The organism is Microbacterium sp. JZ37 (genome assembly GCF_035188445.1).
In the GTDB taxonomy this organism is placed as follows: domain Bacteria; phylum Actinomycetota; class Actinomycetes; order Actinomycetales; family Microbacteriaceae; genus Microbacterium; species Microbacterium barkeri.
This window is the reverse complement of record NZ_CP045253.1, coordinates 2,500,336-2,523,386: the sequence shown is the minus strand read 5'-3', so window position 1 is coordinate 2,523,386 and position 23,051 is coordinate 2,500,336. Positions and strand designations below refer to the sequence as shown.

Below are 23,051 nucleotides of genomic sequence, written 5' to 3'. Positions count from 1 at the left end.
GCGCTCGCGCGGCCGGCCTAGTAGAACTCGACGGTGTCCACCACGTTACGCAGGGGCTCGCCGTCGAGCAGGCGACGCGCGTTGTCGGCGAAGAGGCGCATGATGCGCGCGTCCTCCTGCGTCGACAGCGCCGCGGTGTGCGGGCTCACGAGAACGCGCGGATGGTCCCACAGCGGGCTCCGGTCGGGAAGCGGCTCCACCTCGAACACGTCGAGCGCCGCGTACGACACCCGGCCGTCGTCGAGGGCGGCGAGAAGCGCCGCCTCGTCGATGACGCTGCCGCGCCCGACGTTGGTCACGATGACGCCCGGCTTGACCGCGCGGAGCACCTCCTCGCCGATGAGGTGCTCGGTCTGCGCGGTGCCGGGCAGGGTGACGACGATCGCGTCGACCTCGCCGACCGCGGATGCGAGCTCGTCCACGGGGACGATGCGCTCGACGCCGTCGACAGGGCGGCCCGATCGGCTCGTTCCCCACACCCGCGCGCCGAAGGCGGCGAACCGCGAGACGACGGCCTTGCCGATGCCGCCCAGGCCCACGACGAGCACGGTCATCTCGTCGAGGTGGCGCATCGTCCAGCGGTCGTCCCACGCGTGCTCGCGCTGTGCCTGCTGCAGGCGGGGAAGCTCCTTGGCGCCCGCGAGCACGCCGAAGACGGCGAACTCCGCGAGGGTCGAGCCGTGCACGCCCGCGCTCGTCGTGAAGACGACCCGGTCGAGCTCCTCCTCGGTGAGGCCCGCGGCCTTGACCTGGGCGCCGCCGCCGGCCGCCATGACGTGCACCCAGCGGAGGCGCGGATTCGCGCGCACCGTGCGGGCGAGGGCCGCCGGGTCGGTGTCGGGGATCGAGAAGAGGATGTCGGCCGAGTCGACGAGCGCGTCGAACGCCTCCTGCTCGGCGGGCGAGCGGACGTGGGCGGGGTCCCCGCCCCAGTCCGCGGGCCACCGCATGGGGCGGCACAGGCTCGGATCGCGGACGATCTCGAGTCGCGGCTCGCGCCGCTCGAGCTCGCGGCACAGCTGCTCCGACAGGTCGGTGGCGATGACGGCGCGCAGCCGTCCGGTGCTTTCGGTCATGACCATCCTCTTCGATGTGGGGTGGTGCCAGCATACCGGCTCGGCCAAAGTTCTGTACGACGTTCCATATTCTGGCCAAAACCCGTAGAGTCGGAGCATGACCGATGACGCTCATCCTCCTCTCCGTGTCGGCGTCGTGGGCCTCGGCGCGATGGGCCTGCCGATGGCCGAGCACCTCCTGGAGGCGCACGGCGCGCTCGCGATCACGGGCCGCACGCGCCGCCATCCGTCTCTCGAGAGCGCCGGCGCGACCTGGTGCGAGACGCCGCGCGCCCTCGCCGAGCGCAGCGACGCCGTGTTCGCGATGGTGCCCGACCTTCCCGAGCTCGAGGGCCTGCTCGAGGGCGACGACGGCCTGCTCGCGGGCGTCGCGCATCCCCTCCTTCTGCTCATCGGCTCGACGTCGTCGGCCACGCGCGTGCGCGCTCTGGCTGCGGACCTCGCGGAGCGGACGGATGGCCGGGTGCGGGTGGTCGACTGCCCCGTGTCGGGCGGGGAGGACGGCGCGAGGGCGGGGACGCTCTCGATCATGATGGGCGGCGACGAGGCCGACGCCGCGCTCGCGGCGCGCGTGCTCGCTCCCTGCGGAACGCCCGTGCGCCTCGGTCCGCTCGGAGCGGGGGAGGTCGCCAAGTCGTGCAATCAGCTCGTCGTGTCGGCGACGATGCTCGCGCTCGCCGAGGCCACCGTGCTCGCCGAGCGCAGCGGGATCGACCCCGGGCAGCTGTGGGAGCTGCTCGGCGGCGGCTACGCGGGATCGAACCTGCTCCGCAGCCGCCGCGACAAGCTCGTGGCCCGCGACTACAGCCCCTCCGGAGTCGCGAAGTACATGGTGAAGGACCTCGCGTTCGCAGATGACGTGGCAGCGGAGACGCGCACGCACCCCGTGCTGCTTCCGGCGCTGCGCGCCGCGTTCGACGAGCTCGTCGAACGCGGCCTCGGGGACGACGATCTCGTCGTGACGCGCCGCCTCGTCGAGGAGCGCTGACCCGGGCTCAGCGCGCGAGGGCGCCGATGAGGCGCAGGATCGTGCCCATGTCGTCGACGGCGGCAGCGGGCGACGACGGCGCGAAGCCCGCGACCGATGCACCCGCGAGCGGCAGCGCCGAGCGCAGAGCCGCGATCGCCGCGACCACCTGCGAGGGCTCGAGGCCGAACGGCGTGGGGGCCGTGACCCCCGACATGTGCGCGGGGTCGAGGACGTCGAGATCGATGTGCACGTAGACGCGCGCCGCGCCCGTGGCGGTCGCGGCCTCGGCGAGGGCGTCGGGGGTGAAATCCGCGGCGGGCACGCGGCGGATCGCGCTCGTCTCCAGGAAGTCGGCCTCCTCGTCCTCGAGGATCCGGGCGCCCGCGAGGACGACGCGGTCGGGCGTCACGGCGCCGCGGGGGAGCGCGAGCGTGGGCTCGCCGCCGCCCAGCACGCCGCGCAGCGACATCCCCGAGAACGCGCCGGACGGAGACGAGGACGGCTCGTGCAGGTCGGCGTGCGCGTCGAGCCACACGACCGCGAGGTCGTCGGCCGCGACGCGGCCGATCGCGGGCACCGCGACGCCGCAGTCGCCGCCGACGACGATGACCGGCTCATCGTCGTGCTCGTCGAGCGCGGCGCCGATGCCGTCGCGCACGCGCTGGAGGGCGCTCGCTCTGAGGACCCCGGTGCCCAGGGTGTCGCCCGCCTCGAGCGGGACGTCGATGCCGGTGCACGCGGAGCGGGGCAGGTCGCCGGCGATGGCCTCGGCGCCGTCGATGAGCGCCATCGCCCTCGACGAGGGGGAGCCCTGCCACTGCGGGACCACGAGGAATCGTGCCATCCTCCCATCCTGCCCCCGCCGGAGGGCGCGCGCGAGTGCGCCCGCGGACACGACGACGCCGCCCTCCCCGGGGAGAGGGCGGCGTCGGAAGGCGGTCAGGCGCCGAGCTGGCCCTGCGGCTGGCCGCCGGTCTTGAGCGCCGCGAGGCGCGCTTCGACCTCGGTCAGCTCGCCCACGTCCTCGAGCGACTCGAACTGCGCGTCGAGGCTCGATGCGGCGATCTCCGCCTTGCCCGCGGCGAGGGCCTCCTGGCGGCGGACCTTGTCCTCGAAGCGGCCGAGCTCGCTCGTCGGGTCGAGCACGTCGATCGACTTGACGGCGTCGTGCACCTTGTTCTGCGCCTCGGCCGTCTTGGCGCGCGCGAGGAGCTCGGCGCGCTTGCCCTTGAGCTGCTCGAGCTTGACCTTCATGCCGTTGAGCCCGTCCTTGAGCTTGTTCACGACCTCGGTCTGCTGCTGCAGCTGCGGCTCGACGGCCTTGATCTCGTTCTCGGTCGAGATCTGACGCTGCAGGGCGACCTTCGCGAGGTTGTCGAACTTGTCGGCGTCGGCGGTGTTGCCCGATGCGCGCAGCTCGTCGGCCTTGCGGCTCGCGGCGAGCGCCTTGTTGCCCCACTCGGCCGCGGTCTGGCGGTCCTCTGCGGTGTCGCGCTCGAGCAGGCGCAGGTTCCCGATCGTCTCGGCGATGGCGGCCTCGGCGTCGGCGATGTTGTTCGTGTAGTCGCGGACGAGCTGGTCGAGCATCTTCTGGGGGTCCTCGGCCTCGTCGATGAGGGCGTTGATGTTCGCCCGGATGAGGGTCGAGATGCGTCCGAAGATCGACTGCTTGGTCATCGGTGTTTCCCTTTCGGTTGGGGTCAGGAGCGGATGGCTGTCTCAGGGCAGGGAGGGGCGGATCAGAAGCGACCACCTCCGCGGCGGCCCGAGCGGCCGCCTCCGCCGAAGCTTCGGCGGCCGGATCGTCCTCCGCCGAACGACCCGCCTCCGCGGCGCCCGGAGCGCGACGAGCCGCCTCCGCCGCCGAAGAGCCCGCCCCCGCCTCCGCCGAGGAGGCCGCCGCCCCATCCGGAGCTCGAGGAGCGCCCGCCGCCGAGGGAGCTGCCGATGAGGCCGCCCAGGAGCCCGCCGAGGAAGTCGTCCCCGCCCGAGGAGCGGCCCTGCGAGCGGTACGACGACTCGAACATGCTGAGGTCGCTCTGCGTGAGGGAGATCGCGTCGTTCGCGAGACGGAGCGCGGACTGCGCGTGGCCGAGCGCGGCCGCGGGGTCGCTCTGACGCAGGCCCTCCGCGCGCGCGAGTTCGGCGCCGGCCTGCGCGAGCCGCGTGCGGGCGTCCGAGCCCACTCCGCCGCGCCGCGCCGACACGTACTCCTCGGCCGCCGAGACCTGGCTGCGCGCCTGGAGGATGGTCTGCTCGAGCATCTGCTCGGACCGCCGTCGCCGCTCGACCGCGTCGCGACCGCCGGCGAGGGCGCGGTCGATCTCCTCGTCGGCCTTCTGGAGGGCCTCGAGCATCGCGAGCGGGCGGCGCCCGGCGCCGGCGAGGTTCTGCTTCGCGGTCTGCACCTGCTGCTCGGTGCGCGCGACGGCGGCCGCGACGGCCCCGTCCTCATCGGGCAGCTGCCGGGCCGCGGCGACGTCGCCCTCGAGCTCGAGGATGAGATCGGCCGCCTGCTTCTCGCCCTCAGCGAGCGCCGCGCCGAGCTCGTCGATCGCGGTGCCGAGGCGCCGCGCCTGGGCGATCGCCTGCTCGGCATCGCGGATGGCGACGGCGGCCTCGCCGCCCTCGCCCGAGCCGATCGCGCGCTGCGCGACGGCGAGCTGCTCGTCGGCGAACGCCAGCCGTGCCTGAGCCTGCTCGGGGTTGTCGGCCACGGTCGTGAGCGCCTCGGGCGCGTACCGGGCGCCCAGCGCCTCGAGCGCGCGGCGCGCCTCGTCGGACACGGACGCCGCCTGCGCGCGCTTCTCCTGCACCTGCGTGAGCGCCTCCGGCGCGTTCTGCTCGAGCTGGCGCAGCTGCGCGAATCCCTGTGCCTTCTCCTCGAGCGACGCCGCCGCCTGCTCGCAGAGGGCGACGATCTCGGTGTTCCACGTGCGCACGTCGGCCTCGGTGTCCTCCGTGGCGTCGTCGAGCCGCTGCTTGAGCTCGAACGCGCGCGCGAGCGACGCGCGCGCATCCGACAGCGCGGTGCGGAACTCGGCGGTCGCCTCCTCGCCGAACTGCGCGACCGCGAACCCGAGCTCCTGCTCGCTCGAGCGGATGGCGTCGTCGGTCGCGATGAGGGCGGATGCCGCCCGGCGCTGCAGCTCGGCGGTCGGGACCTCGGGCTCGGCGGGCGCGTCACCGGCTCCTGCCCTCTCCGCGGGGCTGCGCTTGCGCGAGAGCAGCACGACGACGATCACGATGCCCGCGATCACGACGAGGCCGATGATCCACGGCCATGCGCTGGCGCCGCCCTGTCCGCCGCCCTCGAACCCGTCGGCGGCGACGTCGACCGCGCTCGCCCAGTCGTCGTCCACCAGGGCGTCGAAGAGGTCCTGCTCGATCGCCGCGAGACGGTCCTCGCTCACGGGGCCGTCCGCGGCGGAGGAGATGTAGAGCTGGCGGCCCTCGGTCGCGATCGCGAGGAGGTACTGCGTGCTGCCGAGCCCGTTGAGGTCTGCGGTGCGATCCGCCCACTCGATGGCGTCGGAGGGGTTCTCGAAGTCGTCGACGTAGACGACCCAGAGCGAGACGTCGGTGTCGGCCGCGAGCTGAGCGAGGCGCTCGTCGGCGGCGCGCTCCTCGCTCGGGCTCAGCACATCCGAGCCGTCGTAGACGTACGCGTCGCCGAGCTCGACCGGGCTCTCCGCCGAGGCCGCCATCGGGGCGCCCCCGAGGAACAGCGTCAGGCCGGCGCACAGCGCCACGGTCCACCTTGCCCGCATGGCGACTTCCCCTCCGCGGGCGCCATGGGCCCGCGAGACCGATCCTATGCACGCGGCGGCATGCGGCGGAAGACGAGGCCGCCGCGCACAGGAGATTCATCGACCGCGTCGAGCGCGCGCCGCTCCGCGACGGGTCGGCGGCCCGTGGTGGGATGGAGGGCGGGAGGACCCTCATGGACGACAGATACGGCACCGACGTGCTCGCGGCGGGATGGCGCGAGAAGGGCAGGAAGACGTCGAAGCCGGTCCCCGCGGAGCTCGACCTCGTCGTCGAGGTCGCGGGAGACGGATACTGCGGCGCGATCACGCGCGTCGAGAACGGCAGCGTCGAGCTCGAGGACTGGAAGGGGCGCACGCGCGTCTTCCCGCTGGGCGCGGGCTTCCTCATCGACGGCGAGCCGGTCGCCCTCGTCCCGCGGAAGGCGGCACCGCAGGGCCGCCGCCGCACGGCATCCGGATCGTTCGCGGTCGAGGATCAGCGGGCGCGGGTCGCGCTGCCGAGTCGCATCCTCGTGGAGGGGAAGCACGACGCCGAGCTCGTGGAGAAGGTCTGGGGCGCCGATCTGCGCGTCGAGGGCGTGGCGGTCGAGTTCCTCCAGGGCATCGACCTCCTGCACGAGCTCCTCGAGGAGGAGCCGCCATCGGCGAAGCGCCGCTACGGCGTGCTCGTCGACCACCTCGTCCCGGGGTCCAAGGAGTCGCGCATCGCCGAGCAGATCGCGCGCGGGCGCCACGGTGCGCACGTGCGCATCGTCGGCCATCCGTTCGTCGACGTGTGGCAGTGCGTCAAGCCGCAGGCGGTCGGCATCGCGCGCTGGCCCGTCGTGCCGCGCGGCACCGACTGGAAGACCGGCATCTGCCGCGGCCTCGGCTGGCCCGCCGAGACCAAGGAGGACCTCGGCCTCGCGTGGCAGCGCATCCTCTCGCGCGTGACGACGTACCGCGACCTCGAGCCCGAGCTGCTCGGCAGGGTCGAGGAGCTCATCGACTTCGTCACGGCCCCGTGACCCGCGGCGCCTGACCCACGGGGAGGGCACGGCGGCGGAAAGTACCCTGGAGGCATGCCCGAGCCCCGCACCTTCCGCGACCATCCCGTCTCGTTCGTCCGCCGCAGCGGGCGCATGTCGGAGGCGCAGGAGCGCGCGTGGGCCGAGCTCGCGCCGACGTACTTCTTCGACGTGCCGCGGGCGATCGCGTCGACATCGGTCCACCCCGACGCGCGGTTCGTCCCCGCGGAGGAGTACGGCCGCGTGGCGCCGCTCATCGTCGAGATCGGGTCGGGGCAGGGGCACGCGATCGTGCACGCCGCGTCGACCCGGCCCGACGTCGACTTCCTCGCCGTCGAGGTGTTCCGCGCGGGGCTCGCGCGGACGATGCTCGACGCCGACGCCGCCGGCGTGCGCAACCTCCGTCTCATCGAGGCGAACGCGCCCGAGGTGCTCGAGACGCTCCTGCCGGAGGGCGGCGCCGACGAGGTCTGGATCTTCTTCTCCGACCCGTGGCACAAGAAGCGGCACACGAAGCGCCGGATGATCCGCCCCGGGTTCGGCGCCACGGCGGGCCGCGCCCTGCGCGACGGCGGCCTCCTGCGCCTCGCGACGGACTGGGAGGACTACGCCCTGCAGATGCGCGAGGTGCTCGACATTGCGCCCGAGTTCGAGCGCGCGTTCGACGGGGACTGGGCCGATCGCTTCGATGGACGGGTGATGACGGCCTTCGAGCGCAAGGGCATCGAGAAGGGGCGCGAGATCCGCGATCTCGTCTACCGCCGCGTCGCGCGGAGCTGACGGGTGGCCATGCCCGGTGCGCGCGCCGTCGCGCCGCTCCCGCTCGCCGCCGCGCTGCTCACGTGCCTCGCGGCTCCGGCGTTCTTCGTGCTGCTCGTGCCGTGGCTCGGATGGCTGCTGCTCGCGGCCGGCATCGCCCTCGCGATCGCGGCGGACCGGTCGCGCGGCGTCGTGCCGTGGGCGCCCGCGCCCTCCGGACCATCCGTGCCCGGGCCATCCGCGCCGTCGCCATCCGAGCCCTCCCTCGCGCGGGATCTGTCGCTCATCGCGGTCGGGCTGCTCATCGTGAGCGCCATCCCGCTCGCGGCGGAGCTCGACGACGCCGCGATGATCCGCTTCACGGTCGCGCTCGGCGGCGCGGTCGCCGTGCCGTACGCGGTCTCGCGGTTCGTCTACCGCGACCGCGCGATCGCGTTCCCGTGGCGGACGGGCCGGCGCTGGACGCGCCTGCAGTGGGGGTGGCTCGTCGCGGTGCTCGCGCTCGGCTGGCTGATCCTGCCGTTCTACTTCATCACGTCGGGCGTGTACCGCAACTGGCCGGTCGTCGACACCGCCGACCTCATCGCGCGGCTCTTCGTGGGCGTGGGCGCCGTGGGCATCTGGGACGAGCTCTTCTTCGTGTGCACGGTGTTCGCGCTGCTGCTGCGGCACTTCCCGACGACGGTCGCCAACGTGCTCCAGGCGATCGTGTTCGTGTCGTTCCTGTGGGAGCTCGGCTACCGCGCGTGGGGTCCCGTGCTGACGATCCCGTTCGCGCTGCTGCAGGGGTGGATCTTCCTGCGCACGCACTCGCTGGCCTACGTCGTGACCGTGCACTTGCTCTTCGACGCCGTCGTGTTCCTCGTGCTCGTGCACGCGCACAACCCCGGCGCCGTCCCGTTCTTCCTGGTGTGAGGAGACCCGCATGACCGACCGGATGGACGTCGAGACCGTCGTCGTCGGAGGCGGCGTCGTCGGCGCCGCGACCGCGTGGGCGCTCGCCCGCGAAGGGCGCGAGGTCGTGCTGCTCGAGGCGCACGAGCCCGCCCACGCGCTCGGCGCCTCGCACGCGTCGACCCGCAACTTCAACCCGTCGTACGCGGAGCCCGCGTACCTGCGGCTGCTCACGCGTGCGCTGCCCCTCTGGCGCGAGCTCGAGGCGGAGTCGGGCGAGACCATCCTCGAGCAGACCGGCATCGTGAACCGCGGGCCCGTTCCGGATGCCGAGCGCCTGCGCGAGAACGCGCCGCGCGCCGGGTTCGCCGTGGAGACGGTTCCCGCGGGCGAGGCCGCGCGCCGCTGGCCGGGGATGCGGTTCGCGAGCGACGCGCTCTTCCTGCCGGACGGCGGGCGGATCTGGGCCGAGCGCGCCGTCCGCGCGCTCCACGCGCTCGCTGCGCGCTTCGGCGGAGACATCCGACACGGCGTGCGCGTCGACGGCGTCCGCGTCCTCGGCGACGGGATGGCCGAGGTGCGCGCCGGCGATCTCGTCGTCCGCGCGCGCCGTGCGGTCGTCGCAGCGGGCGCGTGGTCGTCGGAGCTGCTCGCGGGCGTCGTCGACCTGCCGCGCCTGCGGGTCACGGAGGAGCATCCCGCCCACTTCGCGCTCGCCGCGGGCGACGACGGCGCGGGCTGGCCGAGCTTCAACCACTTCGCCGAGCCGTCCGGGTTCGGATGGCTCGGGCCGATCTACGGGCTCGTCTCGCCCGGCGAGGGCCTCAAGGTCGGATGGCACGGCGCGGGCCCCGAGGTCACACCCGCGACGCGCACGTTCGCGCCCGAGGAGCACGTCGTCGCCGCCCTGCGCGCGTACGTGCGCGAGTGGATGCCCGGCGCGGACCCCGATCGGCTGGAGCCGATCAGCTGCACGTACACGTCGCGCACGGGCGAGGACTTCATCCTCGACGCGGCGGGGCCGATCATCGTCGCCGCGGGCTTCGCGGGGCACGGGTTCAAGTTCGCCCCCGCGCTCGGCGAGCACCTGGCCTCCCTCGCGACCGGCGCGGGCCATCCGGATCCGTTCTTCGCCCTGCGACGGTGATCCGCGCCCCGATCCCGCGACGTGAGCGGGGTGGGTGGGGGTGTCCTCGTGTGCGTGTCTCGGTGCGGGTGGGTATGGGTGCCGGTGAGCCGCGCGTGGTGAGACATGCGGGACCGGTGAGACATGCGGGGCGTCTGACCTGCCGGGTCGGCGCGGGAGGACCAGGCCGGCTGTCGGATGCCCGTGCGAGGCTGGGTGCATGAGCGACGACACCCTGCGGACCTCCGCGCTCGCGGCCCTCCGGAAGCTCGTGGGGCGGGACGACGCCGACTTCCACGAGGGGCAGTTCGAGGCGATCGAGGCGCTCGTGGGCGGACGCCGCCGCGCGCTCGTCGTGCAGCGGACCGGGTGGGGCAAGTCGGCGGTGTACTTCGTGGCGACGAGGCTGCTCCGAGACGCGGGAGCCGGGCCGACGGTGCTCGTGTCGCCCCTCATCGCCCTCATGCGCGACCAGATCGCGGCCGCGCAGCGGGCCGGCGTCCGCGCCGTGGCGATCAACTCGACGAACGCGCACGAGTGGACCGACGTCCTCGCGCAGCTCGACGCCGACGAGGTCGACGTGCTGCTTGTGTCTCCTGAGCGGCTCAACAACCCGACGTTCCGCGACGAGCAGCTGCCCGCCCTCGTGCGGCGGATCGGCATGCTCGTCGTCGACGAGGCCCACTGCATCAGCGACTGGGGTCACGACTTCCGCCCCGACTACCGGCGCCTGCGCGACCTCATCGCGCAGATGCCGCCGTCCGTCCCTGTGCTCGCGACGACGGCCACCGCGAACAGCCGCGTGGTCGCCGACGTCGTCGAGCAGCTGGGTGCGGAGGGCGTGACGACCATCCGCGGCCCGCTCGCACGCGCGTCTCTGCGCCTCGGCGTGCTGCGGCTCCCCGACGCGACGGCGCGCCTCGCGTGGCTGCTCAGCCACCTCGATGAGCTGCCGGGGTCGGGCATCATCTACACGCTCACGGTCGCCGCCGCGAACGACACCGCCCGGCTCCTGCGCGATCACGGCCACGCCGTGCGCGCGTACACCGGGCAGAGCGACGCCGACGAGCGCGCGGAGTCGGAGGCGATGCTCAAGCGCAACGAGGTCAAGGCGCTCGTCGCGACGAGTGCGCTCGGCATGGGCTTCGACAAGCCCGACCTCGGCTTCGTGCTCCATCTGGGTGCCCCTTCGTCGCCCGTGGCGTACTACCAGCAGGTCGGCCGTGCGGGCCGCGCGACGGCGTCCGCGGATGTCGTGCTGCTTCCGGGCCCCGAGGACCGCGACATCTGGCACTACTTCGCGACCGCGTCGATGCCCGACCAGGAGCGCGCCGAGCGCGTGCTGTCGGCCCTCGGAGCGGCCGATCGTCCGCTGTCGACGGCTGCGCTCGAGGCGGTCGTCGACATCCGGCGCACGCCCCTCGAGCTGCTCCTCAAGGTGCTCGACGTCGACGGCGCGGTGCGGCGCGAGAAGGGCGGATGGGCCGCGACCGGCATCCCCTGGACGTACGACGCCGAGCGGTACAGCCGCATCGCCGCCGAGCGCCGCATCGAGCAGGAGCACATGCTCGAGTACGAGACGACCACCGCGTGCCGCATGGAGTTCCTGCAGCGCCGTCTCGACGACGACACCGCGGCACCGTGCGGGCGCTGCGACAACTGCGCGGGACCGTGGCTCTCCGCCGAGATCGGTCAGGGCGTCTCGGCGTCCGCCGCCTCCGCCCTCGACCGCGTCGGCGTGCCGATCGAGCCGCGGCGCCAGTGGCCATCCGGTCTCGATCGGCTCGGCGTGCCGCTCAAGGGCCGCATCCCGGCCGAGGAGCAGGCGGCCGAGGGCCGCGCGCTCGCCCGCCTGACCGATCTCGGCTGGGGCGGTGCCCTGCGCGAGCTCTTCGCCGCGGGCGCGCCCGACCGGCCCGTGCCCCCGCGCCTGCTCGATGCCTGCGTGCGCGTGCTCGCCGACTGGGGCTGGGACGAGCGCCCCGTCGCCGTCGCCTCCGTGCCCTCGCGCTCCCACCCGCAGCTCGTCGCCTCGACCGCGCAGGGGCTCGCACGGGTCGGGCGCCTGCAGTACCTCGGCGAGCTGGCCCTCGATCCCGCCGCGCCGGTCGGCCGCCCCGGCGGCAACAGCGCGTTCCGCGTCGCCGACCTGCACGGTCGCCTCGACGCGTCCCCGCTCGCGGTGCCGGCGGGGCCGATCCTGCTCGTCGACGACCTCGCCGACAGCCGGTGGACGCTCACGCTCGCCGCGCGCGAGCTCCGCAGGGCCGGCGCCACGGCCGTCCTGCCGTTCGCCCTCGCTCTCCGGAGCTGAGCGGCGCCGAGCAGACTCCGCGCCCGGCGCCGCGAGCCGGCTCACGGCGCCGACAGCGGGCTCAGCGCCCGGCCGCGCGGTTCGTCTTCGCGGTCGCGGGCGCCGTCCACGGATCCTCCGGCCACGGATGGCGCGGGTAGCGCCCGCGCATCTCCCTGCGCACCTGCTGGTACGGGCCGTTCCAGAAGGACGCGAGGTCGTCGGTCACGGCGAGAGGACGCCGCGCGGGGGAGAGCAGGTGGAAGAGCACGGGCACGCGCCCGTCGACCAGGCTCGGCGTCTGCGCGAGGCCGAAGACCTCCTGCAGCTTCACGGCGACGACGGGACGTGCATCCACATCGCCCGCGTAGTCGATGCGCACGCGGGACCCGGACGGCACGGCGAGCCGCTCCGGCACGAGCTCGTCGAGGCGCGCGGCCTCCGGCCAGGGGAGCAGGCGCCGCAGCGCCGCCTCGACGTCGATCCCGTGCAGAGACACGTCGGCGCGCAGGCGGGAGAGGTCGGGCCCCAGCCAGTCGTCGATGCGCGCGAGCAGGGAGGCGTCGTCGACCTCGGGCCACGGGCGGCCGATCTCCCGGTGCACGAGCGCGAGGCGCGCGCGCAGGGCGAGCGCCTCGGGACGCCACGCGAGCGCGTCGAGGCCTCTCTCGCGGACGTGCGCGGCGAAGGCGGGGCCGACGTCCTCGGGGGTCGCCGCGACGGGCGTCTCGGCGAGCAGGATGGCGCCGAGCCGGCGGGTGCGGCGGACGCGCACGCGACCGCCCTCGATGCGTGCGGCGCGTTCGTCGCTTGTGAGCCCCGCCCCGATCGCGAGCGCGTCCTCCTCGGCGAGCGCGGCGGCCGTCCGGATGACGGCGCCGGTGCCCTCGGCAGCGCGGCCCTCTGCGCGCTGGACCTCCCAGACCGCGAGCCACTCCGACGCGCTCAGCGCACTGCCCGCGGGAAGCGCGGCGCGCGTGCCGCTCGCGAGGAGGTACGTCCGGTCGTGCGGGCCCGTGCGCCGGGCGATCCAGTCGGGCCGCGCGAGGGCGACGACGGCTCCCGGCGCGGATAGCCCGGAATCGGACCCGCCCGGCGCGGATAGCCCGGAATCGGACCCGCGGGGCGCCGCGTCGGATGCCGCGATCCGGGCGAGCCGGGTCGTCTCGCGCCGCCAGCGCGCGGCGCCCGGGCCGCGGCCATCCCTGAGCTCGCGGAGCATCCGCCCGAGGTCGGCGTCGGCATCGCGGTGGTCGTCGGAGATCGCCGCGACGACCTCGGCGGCCGCGCGCGCATCGCCGAGCATCGCGGCGCCCTCGAGGAGGGCCCGCGCCTCGCGAGCGCCGACGGGAAGCGGTGCGATGCGGCGCCCGAGATCCGTCGGCCGTCCGCTCGCGTCGGTCAGCTCGAGCGCGTGCAGCACGGAGAGCGCCTGAGCGACCGCGGCGCGCGGGGGAGGGGTGAGGAGGGCGAGGCCCTCGCCGCCCGGCGTGCCCCACGCTCCCGCGAGGAGCAGGGCGTCGACGAGGTCGGCCGAGGCGATCTCCGGTGCGGCGGCGGCCGGCATCCGCGCGAAGTCGACCTCCGCGTAGGCGCGCACCGCTCGGCCGGGCCCTGCCGTGCCGCGCGCCCGGCTCGCTGGTCCGCGCTCGCTCGCGACGCGCTGACCGTCACGAGGCCGGTCATGTCGCGGCCGCGGTCTCGGCGCACCTCGCGCGAGAGGCCCGCGTCGACGACGAGCCGCACACCGGGCACCGTGAGCGAGCTCTCGGCGAGCGCCGTGCTCACGACGATGCGGGGCGGCTCCCCGGTGCGGCGCCCCTGCGTGGCGCGATCCTGCTCGCGGGCGGGCAGCCGGCCGTGCAGGGGGAGGACCTCGATGTCCGCTGCGCGGTCGCGGATGAGCCGCACGAGCTCGTCGACATCGCGCGCCGAGGGCACGAAGACGAGGGCATCGCAGCCGTCCTCGCGCTGTGCGGACGTCGCGACGCGGGCGAGGTGCGCGAGGTGCGCGCGCGTGACGCCGCGCTCGTCGAGGCGCGGTGCATCTCCCGGCGCGTACTCGATCGCGAGCGGATGGAGGGGCGACGGCACGTCGACGACGGGCGCGGGATGATCGGCGCCGCCGAGCAGGCGGGCGACGGCGTCTGCATCGAGGGTCGCCGACATGGCCGTCACGACGAGGTCGTCGCGGAGCGCGCGTGCCTCGGCGAGCATCCCGAGGAGGAGGTCGCCGTCGAGCGAGCGCTCGTGCACCTCGTCGAGGATGACCGCGTCGACGCCGTCGAGACCGGGATCGGCGAGCAGTCGGCGCAGCAGCACGCCGGGGGTGAGGAGCTCGATGCGCGTGCGCGGGCCGACCTCGCGCTCGCCGCGGACGCTGAAGCCGACCGGGCCGCCGAGCTCCGCCCCGTCCAGCTGCGCGATGCGGCGGGCGGCCGCGCGCACGGCGACCCTGCGCGGCTGCGTCACGAGCACGCGGCCCTCGACCGCGTTCGCGAGCAGCGGTGGCACGAACGTGGTCTTGCCCGTTCCGGGCGGCGCCGTCACGACGAACGCGCCGTGCCGGGCGGCCGAAAGCAGCGCGTCGCGCGCCGTCGACACCGTGAGCCCCGCGCCGAGCGCGGCGAGGTCGAAGCGGTGCGGGTCGGCCATCGTCCGATTCTCTCAGGGGGCGGGAACGGCGAAGGCCCCGCTCGCAGACGAGCGGGGCCTTCGCACCGGGTGCCCCCGGAGGGATTCGAACCCCCGACCTTCGGTACCGGAAACCGGCGCTCTATCCCCTGAGCTACGGAGGCGTGCTGATCGAGCTTATCAGCGCGGCGAGGGTGTCTCGTACACGTCGGGCGCCGCCGGGAGCGCCGGCTCGGGCTGGTTCTCCGCGGCCTCGACCTGCACGGGGGCCGTGATCTCCGCGATGGCCGCGACGAGGCGCTCCGCGAGATGGGCGTGTCCGGCGTCGGAGGGGTGCCGCGCGCCGCGCTCCGACGTGTCGATGAGCCGCAGGTAGTCGGCGGCCGTGATCCACTCGTCCTGCACGGGCGAGATGTACGGCCATCCGCGGTCCGTCGCGAGCGCCGAGAGCCTGCGGTCGAGCTCCGCCGTCGTGTCCTCGACCGGAAGGATGTGCGGTGCGGGGCCGAGGATGACGATCGCGGCGTCGGGGTAGAGCTCCGCGAGCGCGTCCCATGCCGCATTCACCGCGCCCGCGTAGCGGGACAGGTCCTGTCGGCGGTCGTTGATCGAGCCCTGGACGATGACGAGATCCGGATCGAGCGCGGGATCGAGCGCGGCGATGCGCTCGCCGAAGGCCGGGCCGTCGATCCCCGGCTTGAGGTACCCGCTGCCCCGCACGCCGTCGACGACGGTCTCCCAGCCCTCGAGCTCCCCGAAGCGGTACGCGTACCCGCCCGTCGGGGTCGTCGCCGCCGAGCCGTAGGTCCACGAATCGCCGAAGACGAGCACCGTCGGGTCGTCGGGCAGCGCGATCGTCGCGGTGCTCTCGGCGGAAGCCGCCTCGCGATCGGACGCGCCCGCCGCGTCGGGCACGGGAAGCGGCGCCCAGGGCCGCCAGACCCCGAGCACGAGGGCGGCGGCGAGCAGGAGGAAGCCGATCGCCGCGGCGAGCACGACGGGCCGGCGGGTCGGGTGCGCCGCGGTCATGCGAACGAGGATAAGCACTCGGCGTGGCCACACCGTGCGTCGTCATAAACTTGTGACGCTATGAACCCGGATTCCCTCGCCGCCGCCCTGCTCGCCGTCCTCTCTCCGATCGCCGAGCGTCGCCGCCCCGAGGAGTCCCTCGACCTGGCCGCCGCCGACGTCGTCTTCGAGCGCCCGAAGAACCGCGATCACGGCGACTGGGCCACGAACATCGCCATGAAGCTCGCCAAGCGCCTCGGTGCGAACCCGCGCGAGCTCGCGCAGGAGATCGCCGACGCCCTCGGCTCGGTCGACGGCATCGCGTCGGTCGAGGTCGCGGGCCCCGGCTTCATCAACATCCGCCTCGACGCCGCCGCGGCTGGGGCCCTCGCGAAGACGATCGTCGACGCGGGCGCGGCATACGGGCGCAACGAGACGCAGGTCGGCAACACGATCAACCTCGAGTTCGTGAGCGCGAACCCCACGGGCCCGCTCCACATCGGCCACACGCGCTGGGCCGCGCTCGGCGACTCGATCGCGCGCGTGCTCAAGGCGAGCGGCGCCGACCTCGTCAGCGAGTACTACATCAACGACGCGGGCGCGCAGATGGACAAGTTCGGCGCGAGCGTGCTCGCGGCGGCCAAGGGGGAGCCGACGCCGGAGGGCGGCTACCCGGGCCAGTACATCGCCGATCTCGCTGCTCACGTCCTCGAGCAGCGCCCCGATCTGCTCGAGCTCGACGACGACGCGCAGCTCGCCGTCGCCCGCGAGCTCGGCTATGCGCGCCAGCTCGAGGAGATCAAGCAGTCCCTCGAGACGTTCAACGTGCACTTCGACGTCTTCTTCAGCGAGCGCACGCTGCACGAGAAGGGCGCCGAGGGCGCCAGCGCGATCGACCAGGCCATCGACCGCCTGGCCGAGCAGGGACACGTGTTCGAGGACGGCGGTGCCGTCTGGGTGCGCACGACCGCGTTCGGCGACGACAAGGACCGCGTCGTCCGCCGCTCCGACAGCGAGATCTACACGTACTTCGCGGCAGACGCGGCGTACTACCTCTCGAAGTCCGACCGCGGCTATCAGCACAAGATCTACCTGCTGGGCGCCGACCACCACGGCTACGTCCACCGTCTCAAGGCCCTCGCGGGCGCGGCGGGCGACGACCCCCAGAAGGACATCGAGGTGCTCATCGGGCAGCTCGTCTCGGTGAACGGGGCGCGCCTGTCCAAGCGCGCGGGCAACATCATCGAGATGGACGACCTCATCTCGTGGATCGGCACGGACGCGCTGCGGTACTCGCTCGCGCGGTACCCCGCCGACTCGCCGCTCGCGCTCGACCCCGAGCAGCTGCGCAGGCGCACGAACGACAACCCGGTCTTCTACGTGCAGTACGCGCACGCGCGCACGGTGAACGTCGCGCGCAACGCCGTGGACGCGGGAGTCGACCGCTCGACGTTCGCGCCCGAGCTGCTCGACCACGAGACCGAGAGCGCGCTGCTCGGCGCCCTCCAGGAGTTCCCCCGCGTCGTGGCGTTCGCCGCCGAGCTGCGCGAGCCGCACCGCATCGCGCGCTACCTCGAGGAGCTCGCCGGCCTGTACCACCGCTGGTACGACAGCTGCCGCGTCACGCCCAAGGGCGACGAGCCCGTCGAGCCCGTGCACGGCACGCGCCTGTGGCTCAACGATGCGACCGGCCAGGTGCTCCGCAACGGGCTCGACCTCCTCGGTGTGAGCGCGCCCGAGCGGATGTGACGTGGCGCGCCGCCGTCGTCCGCTGAGGGCGCTCGTCGCCGTCGGCGTGATCGTCGCCGTCGCGGTCGCGGCGTTCCTCGTCGGCGAGGCGGTCGCGCGCGAGCTCGTGAAGCAGCAGGTGCGCGACGTGATCGTGTCGGAGCTCGCGCTGCCGGCCGACCAGCCCATCGAGGTCGGGGTCGGCGGGCTCGTCATCCCGCAGCTCATCGCGGGCCGGCTCGACGACCTCGCCGTCGCGAGCGACGACGTCGCGGTCGGCGGGCTGTCCGGCGACGTCGCGGTGCGCGCGCACGGGGTGCCTGTGCGGGGAGACGACCTGAGCGCGCTCGGCGGCACCGCCGCCATCCGGATGGACGCGGCGGATGTCGACGCGCTGCTCGCCGCGGTCGGCGGCAGCTGGGCGACGTGGGGGGATGTCGCCGTGCAGCTCCCCGGGCCCGCCGCGCGCCTGTCGACGCACGTGAGCCTGCTGGGCGCGGACATCCCGCTGTCGTTCACCGCCGTGCCGAGCGTGTCGGACGGCGACGTCGTGCTCACCCCCGAGGCGATCTCGATCGGCGACCTCGAGCTGACCGCGGACACGCTCACGCAGGCGCCGGTCGACCTCAGCGCCCTCGCGCGGCCGTTCACGCTGTGCCGCGCCGATGCGCTCCCCGACGGCCTCGAGGTGACCGCGGCCGACATCGTCGACGAGCATCTCGTCGTCCGCCTCGCGTGCGCCGACGGCGTCCTCTCTGACGCCGACGCCCTCGCCGCGGCGAGCTGCGGCTGATGCGTCGTCGTGCGTCGTCCCGCGGCACGGGTCGCGCGCGGCGTGCCATAGACTCTCAGTCACCGCGGCGACGTGACCATCCCGCGCCGCGGCGAACCCCATCCACTGATTGGTGCCCCGTGTCCTCGTCCGCCCTCGCGCCCGAATGGCTCACGTCTCCCGCTGACCCGAACGACCTCGCGCCCGGTGTCTGGCCGGCATCGGCGTCGCGCGACGCGAACGGGGTGCTCGTCATCGGCGGGGTGCCCGCCACGGCGCTCGCGCGCGAGTTCGGGACCCCGGTCGTCGTGATCGACGAGGACGAGGCGCGCTCGCGCGCCGTGCGCACGCGCGAGGCGTTCGCGTCCGCTGCGGCTCGCCGCGGCGGCGACGCGCGCGTCTACTACGCCGGCAAGGCGTTCCTGAGCGCCGAGATCGCGCGGTGGATGGTCGACGCGGGCCTGCGGATCGACGTCTGCTCGGGCGGCGAGCTCGCGGTCGCCCTCGCCGCCGGCGTGGCGCCCTCGCACATCGGCTTCCACGGCAACAACAAGCAGGTCTGGGAGCTCGAGCGCGCCGTCACCGCCGGCGTCGGCACGATCATCGTGGACTCGCTCATCGAGATCGAGCGCCTCGCGGCGATCACGGAGCGCCTCGACGTCACGCAGAGCGTGCTCGTGCGCGTCAACAGCGGTGTGCACGCCGAGACGCACAGCTTCCTCGCGACGGCGCACGAGGACCAGAAGTTCGGGTTCCCGCTCAGCGCGGCCGAGGAGGCGGTGGCCCGCATCCGCGAGCTGCCGCACGTGCGCTTCGCCGGCCTCCACTGCCACATCGGCTCGCAGATCTTCGGCGTCGCCGGCTTCCGCGAGTCGGCCTCGCGGCTCGTCGAGCTGCACGAGCGCCTCCTCGCGGGCGGCGACATCCCGCTGCTCAACCTCGGCGGGGGCTTCGGGATCGCCTACACGCGAGCCGACGATCCCTCGCCCATCGAGGAGCTCGCGGAGGGCATCGTCGGGGCCGTCGCGGACGAGTGCGACGCGCGCGGCATCCCGCTGCCGACCCTCGCCTTCGAGCCGGGCCGCAGCATCATCGGCACCGCGGGCGTCACGCTCTACGAGGTCGGCACCGTGAAGCCTGTCCGCGTGCAGACGCCCGACGGAGAGCGCGACCGCGTCTACGTGAGCGTCGACGGCGGCATGAGCGACAACGCGCGCGGCGCCCTGTACGGCGCGCAGTACTCGGCGCGGCTCGCATCGCGCGAGGGGATGGACGCTCCCGCGCTCGTGCGCGTCGTCGGCATGCACTGCGAGTCGGGCGACATCGTCGTCGACCACGAGTACCTTCCGGGAGACGTCACGCCCGGCGACCTGCTCGCGGTCCCCGCGACGGGCGCGTACACCGTGCCGCTCGCGAGCAACTACAACCACGTCCCGCGGCCGCCCGTCGTGGCGGTCCGCGGGGGGAGCGCCCGCGTGATCGTGCGCGGCGAGACGATCGACGATCTGCTCGCCCGCGACGCCGGGCTCGACACCGAGACCGGCCTCGCGGCCGGAGAGGGAGAAGGATGATCGACCACCGCACGCTGAGGGTCGCCCTGCTGGGCGCCGGTTCCGTCGGCTCGCAGGTCGCGCGCCTGCTTCTCGAGCACGGCGACGACCTCGCCGAGCGCAGCGGCGCGAGCCTCGAGCTCTCGGGCATCCTCGTCCGCGACCTCGACGCCCCTCGCGACGTCGAGCTCCCGCGCGAGCTGCTCACGACCGACGCCGAGAACCTCATCGTCGGCGCCGACATCGTCATCGAGCTCATGGGCGGCATCGAGCCCGCCCGCACCCACATCCTCACCGCCCTGAACTCGGGCGCCGACGTCGTGACGGGCAACAAGGCCCTCCTCGCCGCTCACGGCGCCGAGATCTTCGACGCGGCCGACCAGGTCGGCGCGTCCGTCTCGTACGAGGCCGCCGTCGCGGGCGCGATCCCGATCATCCGCCCCCTGAAGGACTCGCTCGCAGGCGACCGGATCGTCCGCATCTTCGGCATCGTCAACGGCTCGACGAACTTCATCCTCGACAAGATGGACCGCGAGGGGCTCTCCGCCGAGGAGGCGCAGCGCATCGCGACGGACCTCGGCTACCTCGAGGCCGACCCGACCCTCGACCTCGAGGGATACGACGCGGCCCAGAAGGCGGCCATCCTCGCGAGCCTCGCGTTCCACACCGAGGTCGCGATGGAGCACGTGCACCGCGAGGGCATCGAGTCGATCACGGCCGACATGATCGAGGGCGCGCGCCGCGCGGGCTTCGTCATCAAGCTCCTCGCCGTGTGCGAGCGCCTGCCCGGCGCCGACGGGGAGGACGAGTCGATCTCGGTGCGCGTGTATCCCGCGCTCATCAGCCGCGACCATCCCCTCGCGACGGTGCACGGCGGCAACAACGCCGTGTTCGTCGAGGCGGAGGCGGCGGGCCCCCTCATGTTCTACGGCGCGGGAGCGGGCGGCGTGCAGACCGCGTCGGCCGTGCTCGGCGACGTCGTCTCGGCCGCCCGCCGCCACATCGCCGGCGGCGTGGGCGTGGGGGAGTCGGCGCGCCAGAGCCTGCCGACCGCCGAGATCGGGCGCATCACGACGCGCTACCAGATCACCCTCGAGGTGTCGGACGAGCAGGGCGTGCTCGCGACGATCGCGGGCATCCTCAACGACGGCGGCGTCTCCGCGGCGACCGTCGAGCAGACCGTCGATGACGAGGGCACCGCCCGCATCGTGATCGGAACCCACAGGGCTCGGGAGCAGGCGCTCAGCGACACCGTCGCCCGCCTCGCTCAGAGCGATGTCGTCGAGCGCGTGGCCTCGGTGCTGCGCGTGGAAGGAGAATGACCATGGCCCACGTCTGGCGCGGAGTGATGCGCGAGTACGCCGACCGTCTGGGCGTCACCGACGCCTCGACCGTCGTGACCCTCGGCGAGGGCGGCACGCCGCTCATCCCGGCACCCGCCCTGTCGCAGCGCACGGGCGCGGATGTCTGGATCAAGTTCGAGGGCATGAACCCGACCGGCTCGTTCAAGGACCGCGGCATGACCGTCGCGCTCTCGCGCGCCGTCGAGCACGGCGCGAAGGCCGTCATCTGCGCGTCGACCGGCAACACGTCGGCCTCGGCCGCGGCGTACGCCGCGCACGCGGGGATCACCGCGGCGGTCCTCGTTCCCGAGGGCAAGATCGCCATGGGCAAGCTCAGCCAGGCCGTCATCCACGGCGGCCAGCTCATCCAGATCCGCGGCAACTTCGACGACTGCCTCGAGATCGCGCGCGAGCTCAGCGAGAGCTACCCCGTGCACCTCGTGAACTCGGTCAACCCCGACCGCATCGAGGGCCAGAAGACCGCGGCGTACGAGATCGTCTCGCAGCTCGGCGACGCCCCCGACTTCCACTTCATCCCGATCGGCAACGCCGGCAACTACACCGCCTACTCGCGCGGGTACGTCGAGGACGCAGAGGCCGGCACGTCAACGCGCGTGCCGCGCATGTTCGGCTTCCAGGCAGAGGGCTCGGCGCCCATCGTCCGCGGCGAGGTCGTGAAGAACCCGGAGACGATCGCCACGGCCATCCGCATCGGCAACCCCGCCTCGTGGGAGCTCGCCCTCGCGGCGCGCGAGAAGACCGACGGGTACTTCGGCGCGATCTCCGACTCGGCCATCCTCGCCGCGCAGCGGCTCCTCGCGAGCACGGCCGGCGTGTTCGTCGAGCCGGCGTCCGCGATCGGCGTCGCAGGTCTCCTCGAGCGCGCCGAGGCGGGCGCGATCCCCGCGGGCTCGCGCGTCGCGATCACTGTCACGGGCCACGGGCTCAAGGACCCGCAGTGGGCGCTCAAGCAGGAGGACGGCTCCGAGGTGACCCCGACGGTCGTCGACGCCTCGACGTCCGACGTCGCCGACGTGCTCGGGCTCGCTCCCGTCGGAGCGCCCGCGTGACGCCAGCCCGGCGCTCGGTGCACGTCCGCGTGCCGGCCACGAGCGCCAACCTGGGCCCCGGGTTCGACACCCTCGGCCTCGCGCTGTCGGCGTACGACGAGCTCACCGTGACGGCCCTGCCGGAGGGTGAGCTCGAGATCGAGGTGACCGGGTCGGGCGCGGAGGAGATCCCCCGCGACGAGTCGCACCTCATCGTGCGCGCCATCCGCCACGTCTTCGCCGATGCGGGGCGCCCCGCGCCGGGCCTGCGGCTCGTCGCGCACAACGGCGTCCCGCACGGGCGCGGCCTCGGCTCCTCGGGCGCCGCCGTCTCGGCCGGCGTGCTCGCCGCGAAGGGGCTCCTCGAGGGCGACGTCGAGCTCTCCGAGAACGACCTCCTCCGCCTCGCGACCGAGCTCGAAGGACATCCCGACAACGTCGCACCCGCCCTCTTCGGCGGGCTCACGATCGCGTGGGTCGACGAGCGGGGCCCGCAGCACAAGAAGCTCCTCGTGCATCGCGGCGTCGCGCCCGTCGTCTTCGTCCCGGAGACGACCATGTCGACCTCCCTCGCGCGCAGCCTGCAGCCCCTGCAGGTGCCGCGCGAGGACGCCGTGTTCAACGTCTCGCGCTCGGCGCTCCTCATCGCGGCGCTCACGCAGAGCCCCGAGCTGCTGCTCGCCGCGACCGAGGACAAGCTCCACCAGAACTACCGCGCCGAGGCGATGCCCGAGACGCACCGGCTCGTGCAGGCGCTGCGCGCGGCGGGCTTCGCGGCCGTCGTCTCGGGCGCGGGCCCGAGCGTCCTCGTCCTCGCCGACGGCCCAGGCCGCCGCGTCGAGGCAGCCGAGCTCGTCGCCCGCGTCGCGGACACCCCGTGGGACGCTCTCATGCTCGCCGTGGATTTCAAAGGTGGTACAGTGAGGGACATCCCGGTGGGTGCTGAATAGCACGTTCGAAGCCACCGTCGCAATTCTGCGAAGCCCCCGCACGATCCCCGCCGTCTCCGAGACCGGCCGAGATCCACGCGCGTCGTGGCGCGCGTCACGCGAATCCCGCCAGTGCGGTTCGG

At 73.9% G+C, this 23,051-nt stretch carries 17 protein-coding genes, 1 tRNA gene and 1 pseudogene; 12 read left to right on the top strand and 7 right to left on the bottom strand.

Annotation, left to right across the window (positions count from 1 at the left end; all coding sequences use genetic code 11):
- Nucleotides 1-17: 17 nt before the first annotated feature.
- Nucleotides 18-1,076, bottom strand: coding sequence for a D-2-hydroxyacid dehydrogenase (locus GC092_RS11650; protein ID WP_324012066.1), 1,059 nt, complete (start codon nucleotides 1,074-1,076; stop codon nucleotides 18-20).
- Nucleotides 1,077-1,173: 97 nt separating this feature from the next.
- On the opposite strand from GC092_RS11650, the gene GC092_RS11645 reads away from it, so the two are divergent.
- Complete coding sequence (locus tag GC092_RS11645; protein WP_324012064.1) at nucleotides 1,174-2,064, top strand: NAD(P)-dependent oxidoreductase; 891 nt, start codon at nucleotides 1,174-1,176, stop codon at nucleotides 2,062-2,064.
- Nucleotides 2,065-2,071: 7 nt separating this feature from the next.
- On the opposite strand, the gene GC092_RS11640 is transcribed toward GC092_RS11645, so the two are convergent.
- From GC092_RS11640 to GC092_RS11630, 3 genes are all read right to left on the bottom strand, one after another.
- The gene (locus tag GC092_RS11640; RefSeq protein ID WP_324012063.1) at nucleotides 2,072-2,890 is read right to left on the bottom strand and encodes an arginase family protein; all 819 of its coding nucleotides are present in this window, start codon (nucleotides 2,888-2,890) and stop codon (nucleotides 2,072-2,074) included.
- A 95-nt stretch (nucleotides 2,891-2,985) separates the two neighbouring features.
- The gene (locus tag GC092_RS11635) at nucleotides 2,986-3,723 is read right to left on the bottom strand and encodes a PspA/IM30 family protein (RefSeq protein ID WP_271172264.1); all 738 of its coding nucleotides are present in this window, start codon (nucleotides 3,721-3,723) and stop codon (nucleotides 2,986-2,988) included.
- 62 nt (nucleotides 3,724-3,785) lie between these two features.
- Nucleotides 3,786-5,816: a TPM domain-containing protein gene (locus tag GC092_RS11630; RefSeq protein ID WP_324012062.1), complete on the bottom strand. Its 2,031-nt coding sequence runs from the start codon at nucleotides 5,814-5,816 to the stop codon at nucleotides 3,786-3,788.
- 173 nt (nucleotides 5,817-5,989) lie between these two features.
- Here GC092_RS11630 and GC092_RS11625 point away from each other — a divergent pair, with 173 nt between their 5' ends.
- The 5 genes from GC092_RS11625 to GC092_RS11605 all read left to right on the top strand — a co-directional run bounded on the left by GC092_RS11625 (nucleotide 5,990) and on the right by GC092_RS11605 (nucleotide 11,916).
- Complete coding sequence (locus GC092_RS11625) at nucleotides 5,990-6,823, top strand: DUF3097 domain-containing protein (protein WP_324012060.1); 834 nt, start codon at nucleotides 5,990-5,992, stop codon at nucleotides 6,821-6,823.
- 54 nt (nucleotides 6,824-6,877) lie between these two features.
- Complete coding sequence (trmB, locus tag GC092_RS11620; protein ID WP_324012058.1) at nucleotides 6,878-7,603, top strand: tRNA (guanosine(46)-N7)-methyltransferase TrmB; 726 nt, start codon at nucleotides 6,878-6,880, stop codon at nucleotides 7,601-7,603.
- A 9-nt stretch (nucleotides 7,604-7,612) separates the two neighbouring features.
- Nucleotides 7,613-8,497 carry a CPBP family intramembrane glutamic endopeptidase gene (locus tag GC092_RS11615; RefSeq protein ID WP_324012056.1) on the top strand — a complete coding sequence of 295 codons (885 nt, stop codon included), beginning with the start codon at nucleotides 7,613-7,615 and terminating at the stop codon, nucleotides 8,495-8,497.
- Nucleotides 8,498-8,507: 10 nt separating this feature from the next.
- Nucleotides 8,508-9,623: an FAD-dependent oxidoreductase gene (locus GC092_RS11610; RefSeq protein ID WP_324012054.1), complete on the top strand. Its 1,116-nt coding sequence runs from the start codon at nucleotides 8,508-8,510 to the stop codon at nucleotides 9,621-9,623.
- Between the two features lie 199 nt (nucleotides 9,624-9,822).
- Entirely contained in the window at nucleotides 9,823-11,916 is a 2,094-nt protein-coding gene (locus GC092_RS11605; protein WP_324012052.1) for a RecQ family ATP-dependent DNA helicase, read from the top strand.
- Nucleotides 11,917-11,977: 61 nt separating this feature from the next.
- On the opposite strand, the pseudogene hrpB reads toward GC092_RS11605, so the two are convergent.
- The 3 genes and pseudogenes from hrpB to GC092_RS11590 all read right to left on the bottom strand — a co-directional run bounded on the left by hrpB (nucleotide 11,978) and on the right by GC092_RS11590 (nucleotide 15,558).
- Nucleotides 11,978-14,550: pseudogene (gene hrpB, locus GC092_RS11600) on the bottom strand (ATP-dependent helicase HrpB).
- Nucleotides 14,551-14,620: 70 nt separating this feature from the next.
- A tRNA-Arg gene (locus GC092_RS11595) sits at nucleotides 14,621-14,693 on the bottom strand.
- Nucleotides 14,694-14,709: 16 nt separating this feature from the next.
- Entirely contained in the window at nucleotides 14,710-15,558 is an 849-nt protein-coding gene (locus GC092_RS11590; RefSeq protein ID WP_324012051.1) for an SGNH/GDSL hydrolase family protein, read from the bottom strand.
- A 60-nt stretch (nucleotides 15,559-15,618) separates the two neighbouring features.
- Here GC092_RS11590 and argS point away from each other — a divergent pair, with 60 nt between their 5' ends.
- From argS to thrB, 6 genes are all read left to right on the top strand, one after another.
- Nucleotides 15,619-17,286 (top strand): arginine--tRNA ligase, encoded by a 1,668-nt coding sequence (gene argS, locus GC092_RS11585; protein ID WP_271172245.1) that lies wholly within the window; start codon nucleotides 15,619-15,621, stop codon nucleotides 17,284-17,286.
- A 1-nt stretch (nucleotide 17,287) separates the two neighbouring features.
- Entirely contained in the window at nucleotides 17,288-18,058 is a 771-nt protein-coding gene (locus GC092_RS11580; RefSeq protein WP_324012048.1) for an LmeA family phospholipid-binding protein, read from the top strand.
- A 119-nt stretch (nucleotides 18,059-18,177) separates the two neighbouring features.
- The gene (lysA, locus tag GC092_RS11575; protein ID WP_324012046.1) at nucleotides 18,178-19,608 is read left to right on the top strand and encodes a diaminopimelate decarboxylase; all 1,431 of its coding nucleotides are present in this window, start codon (nucleotides 18,178-18,180) and stop codon (nucleotides 19,606-19,608) included.
- Nucleotides 19,605-20,909 (top strand): homoserine dehydrogenase, encoded by a 1,305-nt coding sequence (locus GC092_RS11570; protein ID WP_271172242.1) that lies wholly within the window; start codon nucleotides 19,605-19,607, stop codon nucleotides 20,907-20,909. The genes lysA and GC092_RS11570 overlap by 4 nt, the downstream gene beginning before the upstream one ends.
- 2 nt (nucleotides 20,910-20,911) lie before the next feature.
- Complete coding sequence (gene thrC / locus GC092_RS11565; protein WP_271172241.1) at nucleotides 20,912-22,000, top strand: threonine synthase; 1,089 nt, start codon at nucleotides 20,912-20,914, stop codon at nucleotides 21,998-22,000.
- Entirely contained in the window at nucleotides 21,997-22,929 is a 933-nt protein-coding gene (thrB, locus tag GC092_RS11560) for a homoserine kinase (RefSeq protein WP_271172240.1), read from the top strand. The genes thrC and thrB overlap by 4 nt, the downstream gene beginning before the upstream one ends.
- The last annotated feature ends 122 nt before the right edge of the window (nucleotides 22,930-23,051 follow it).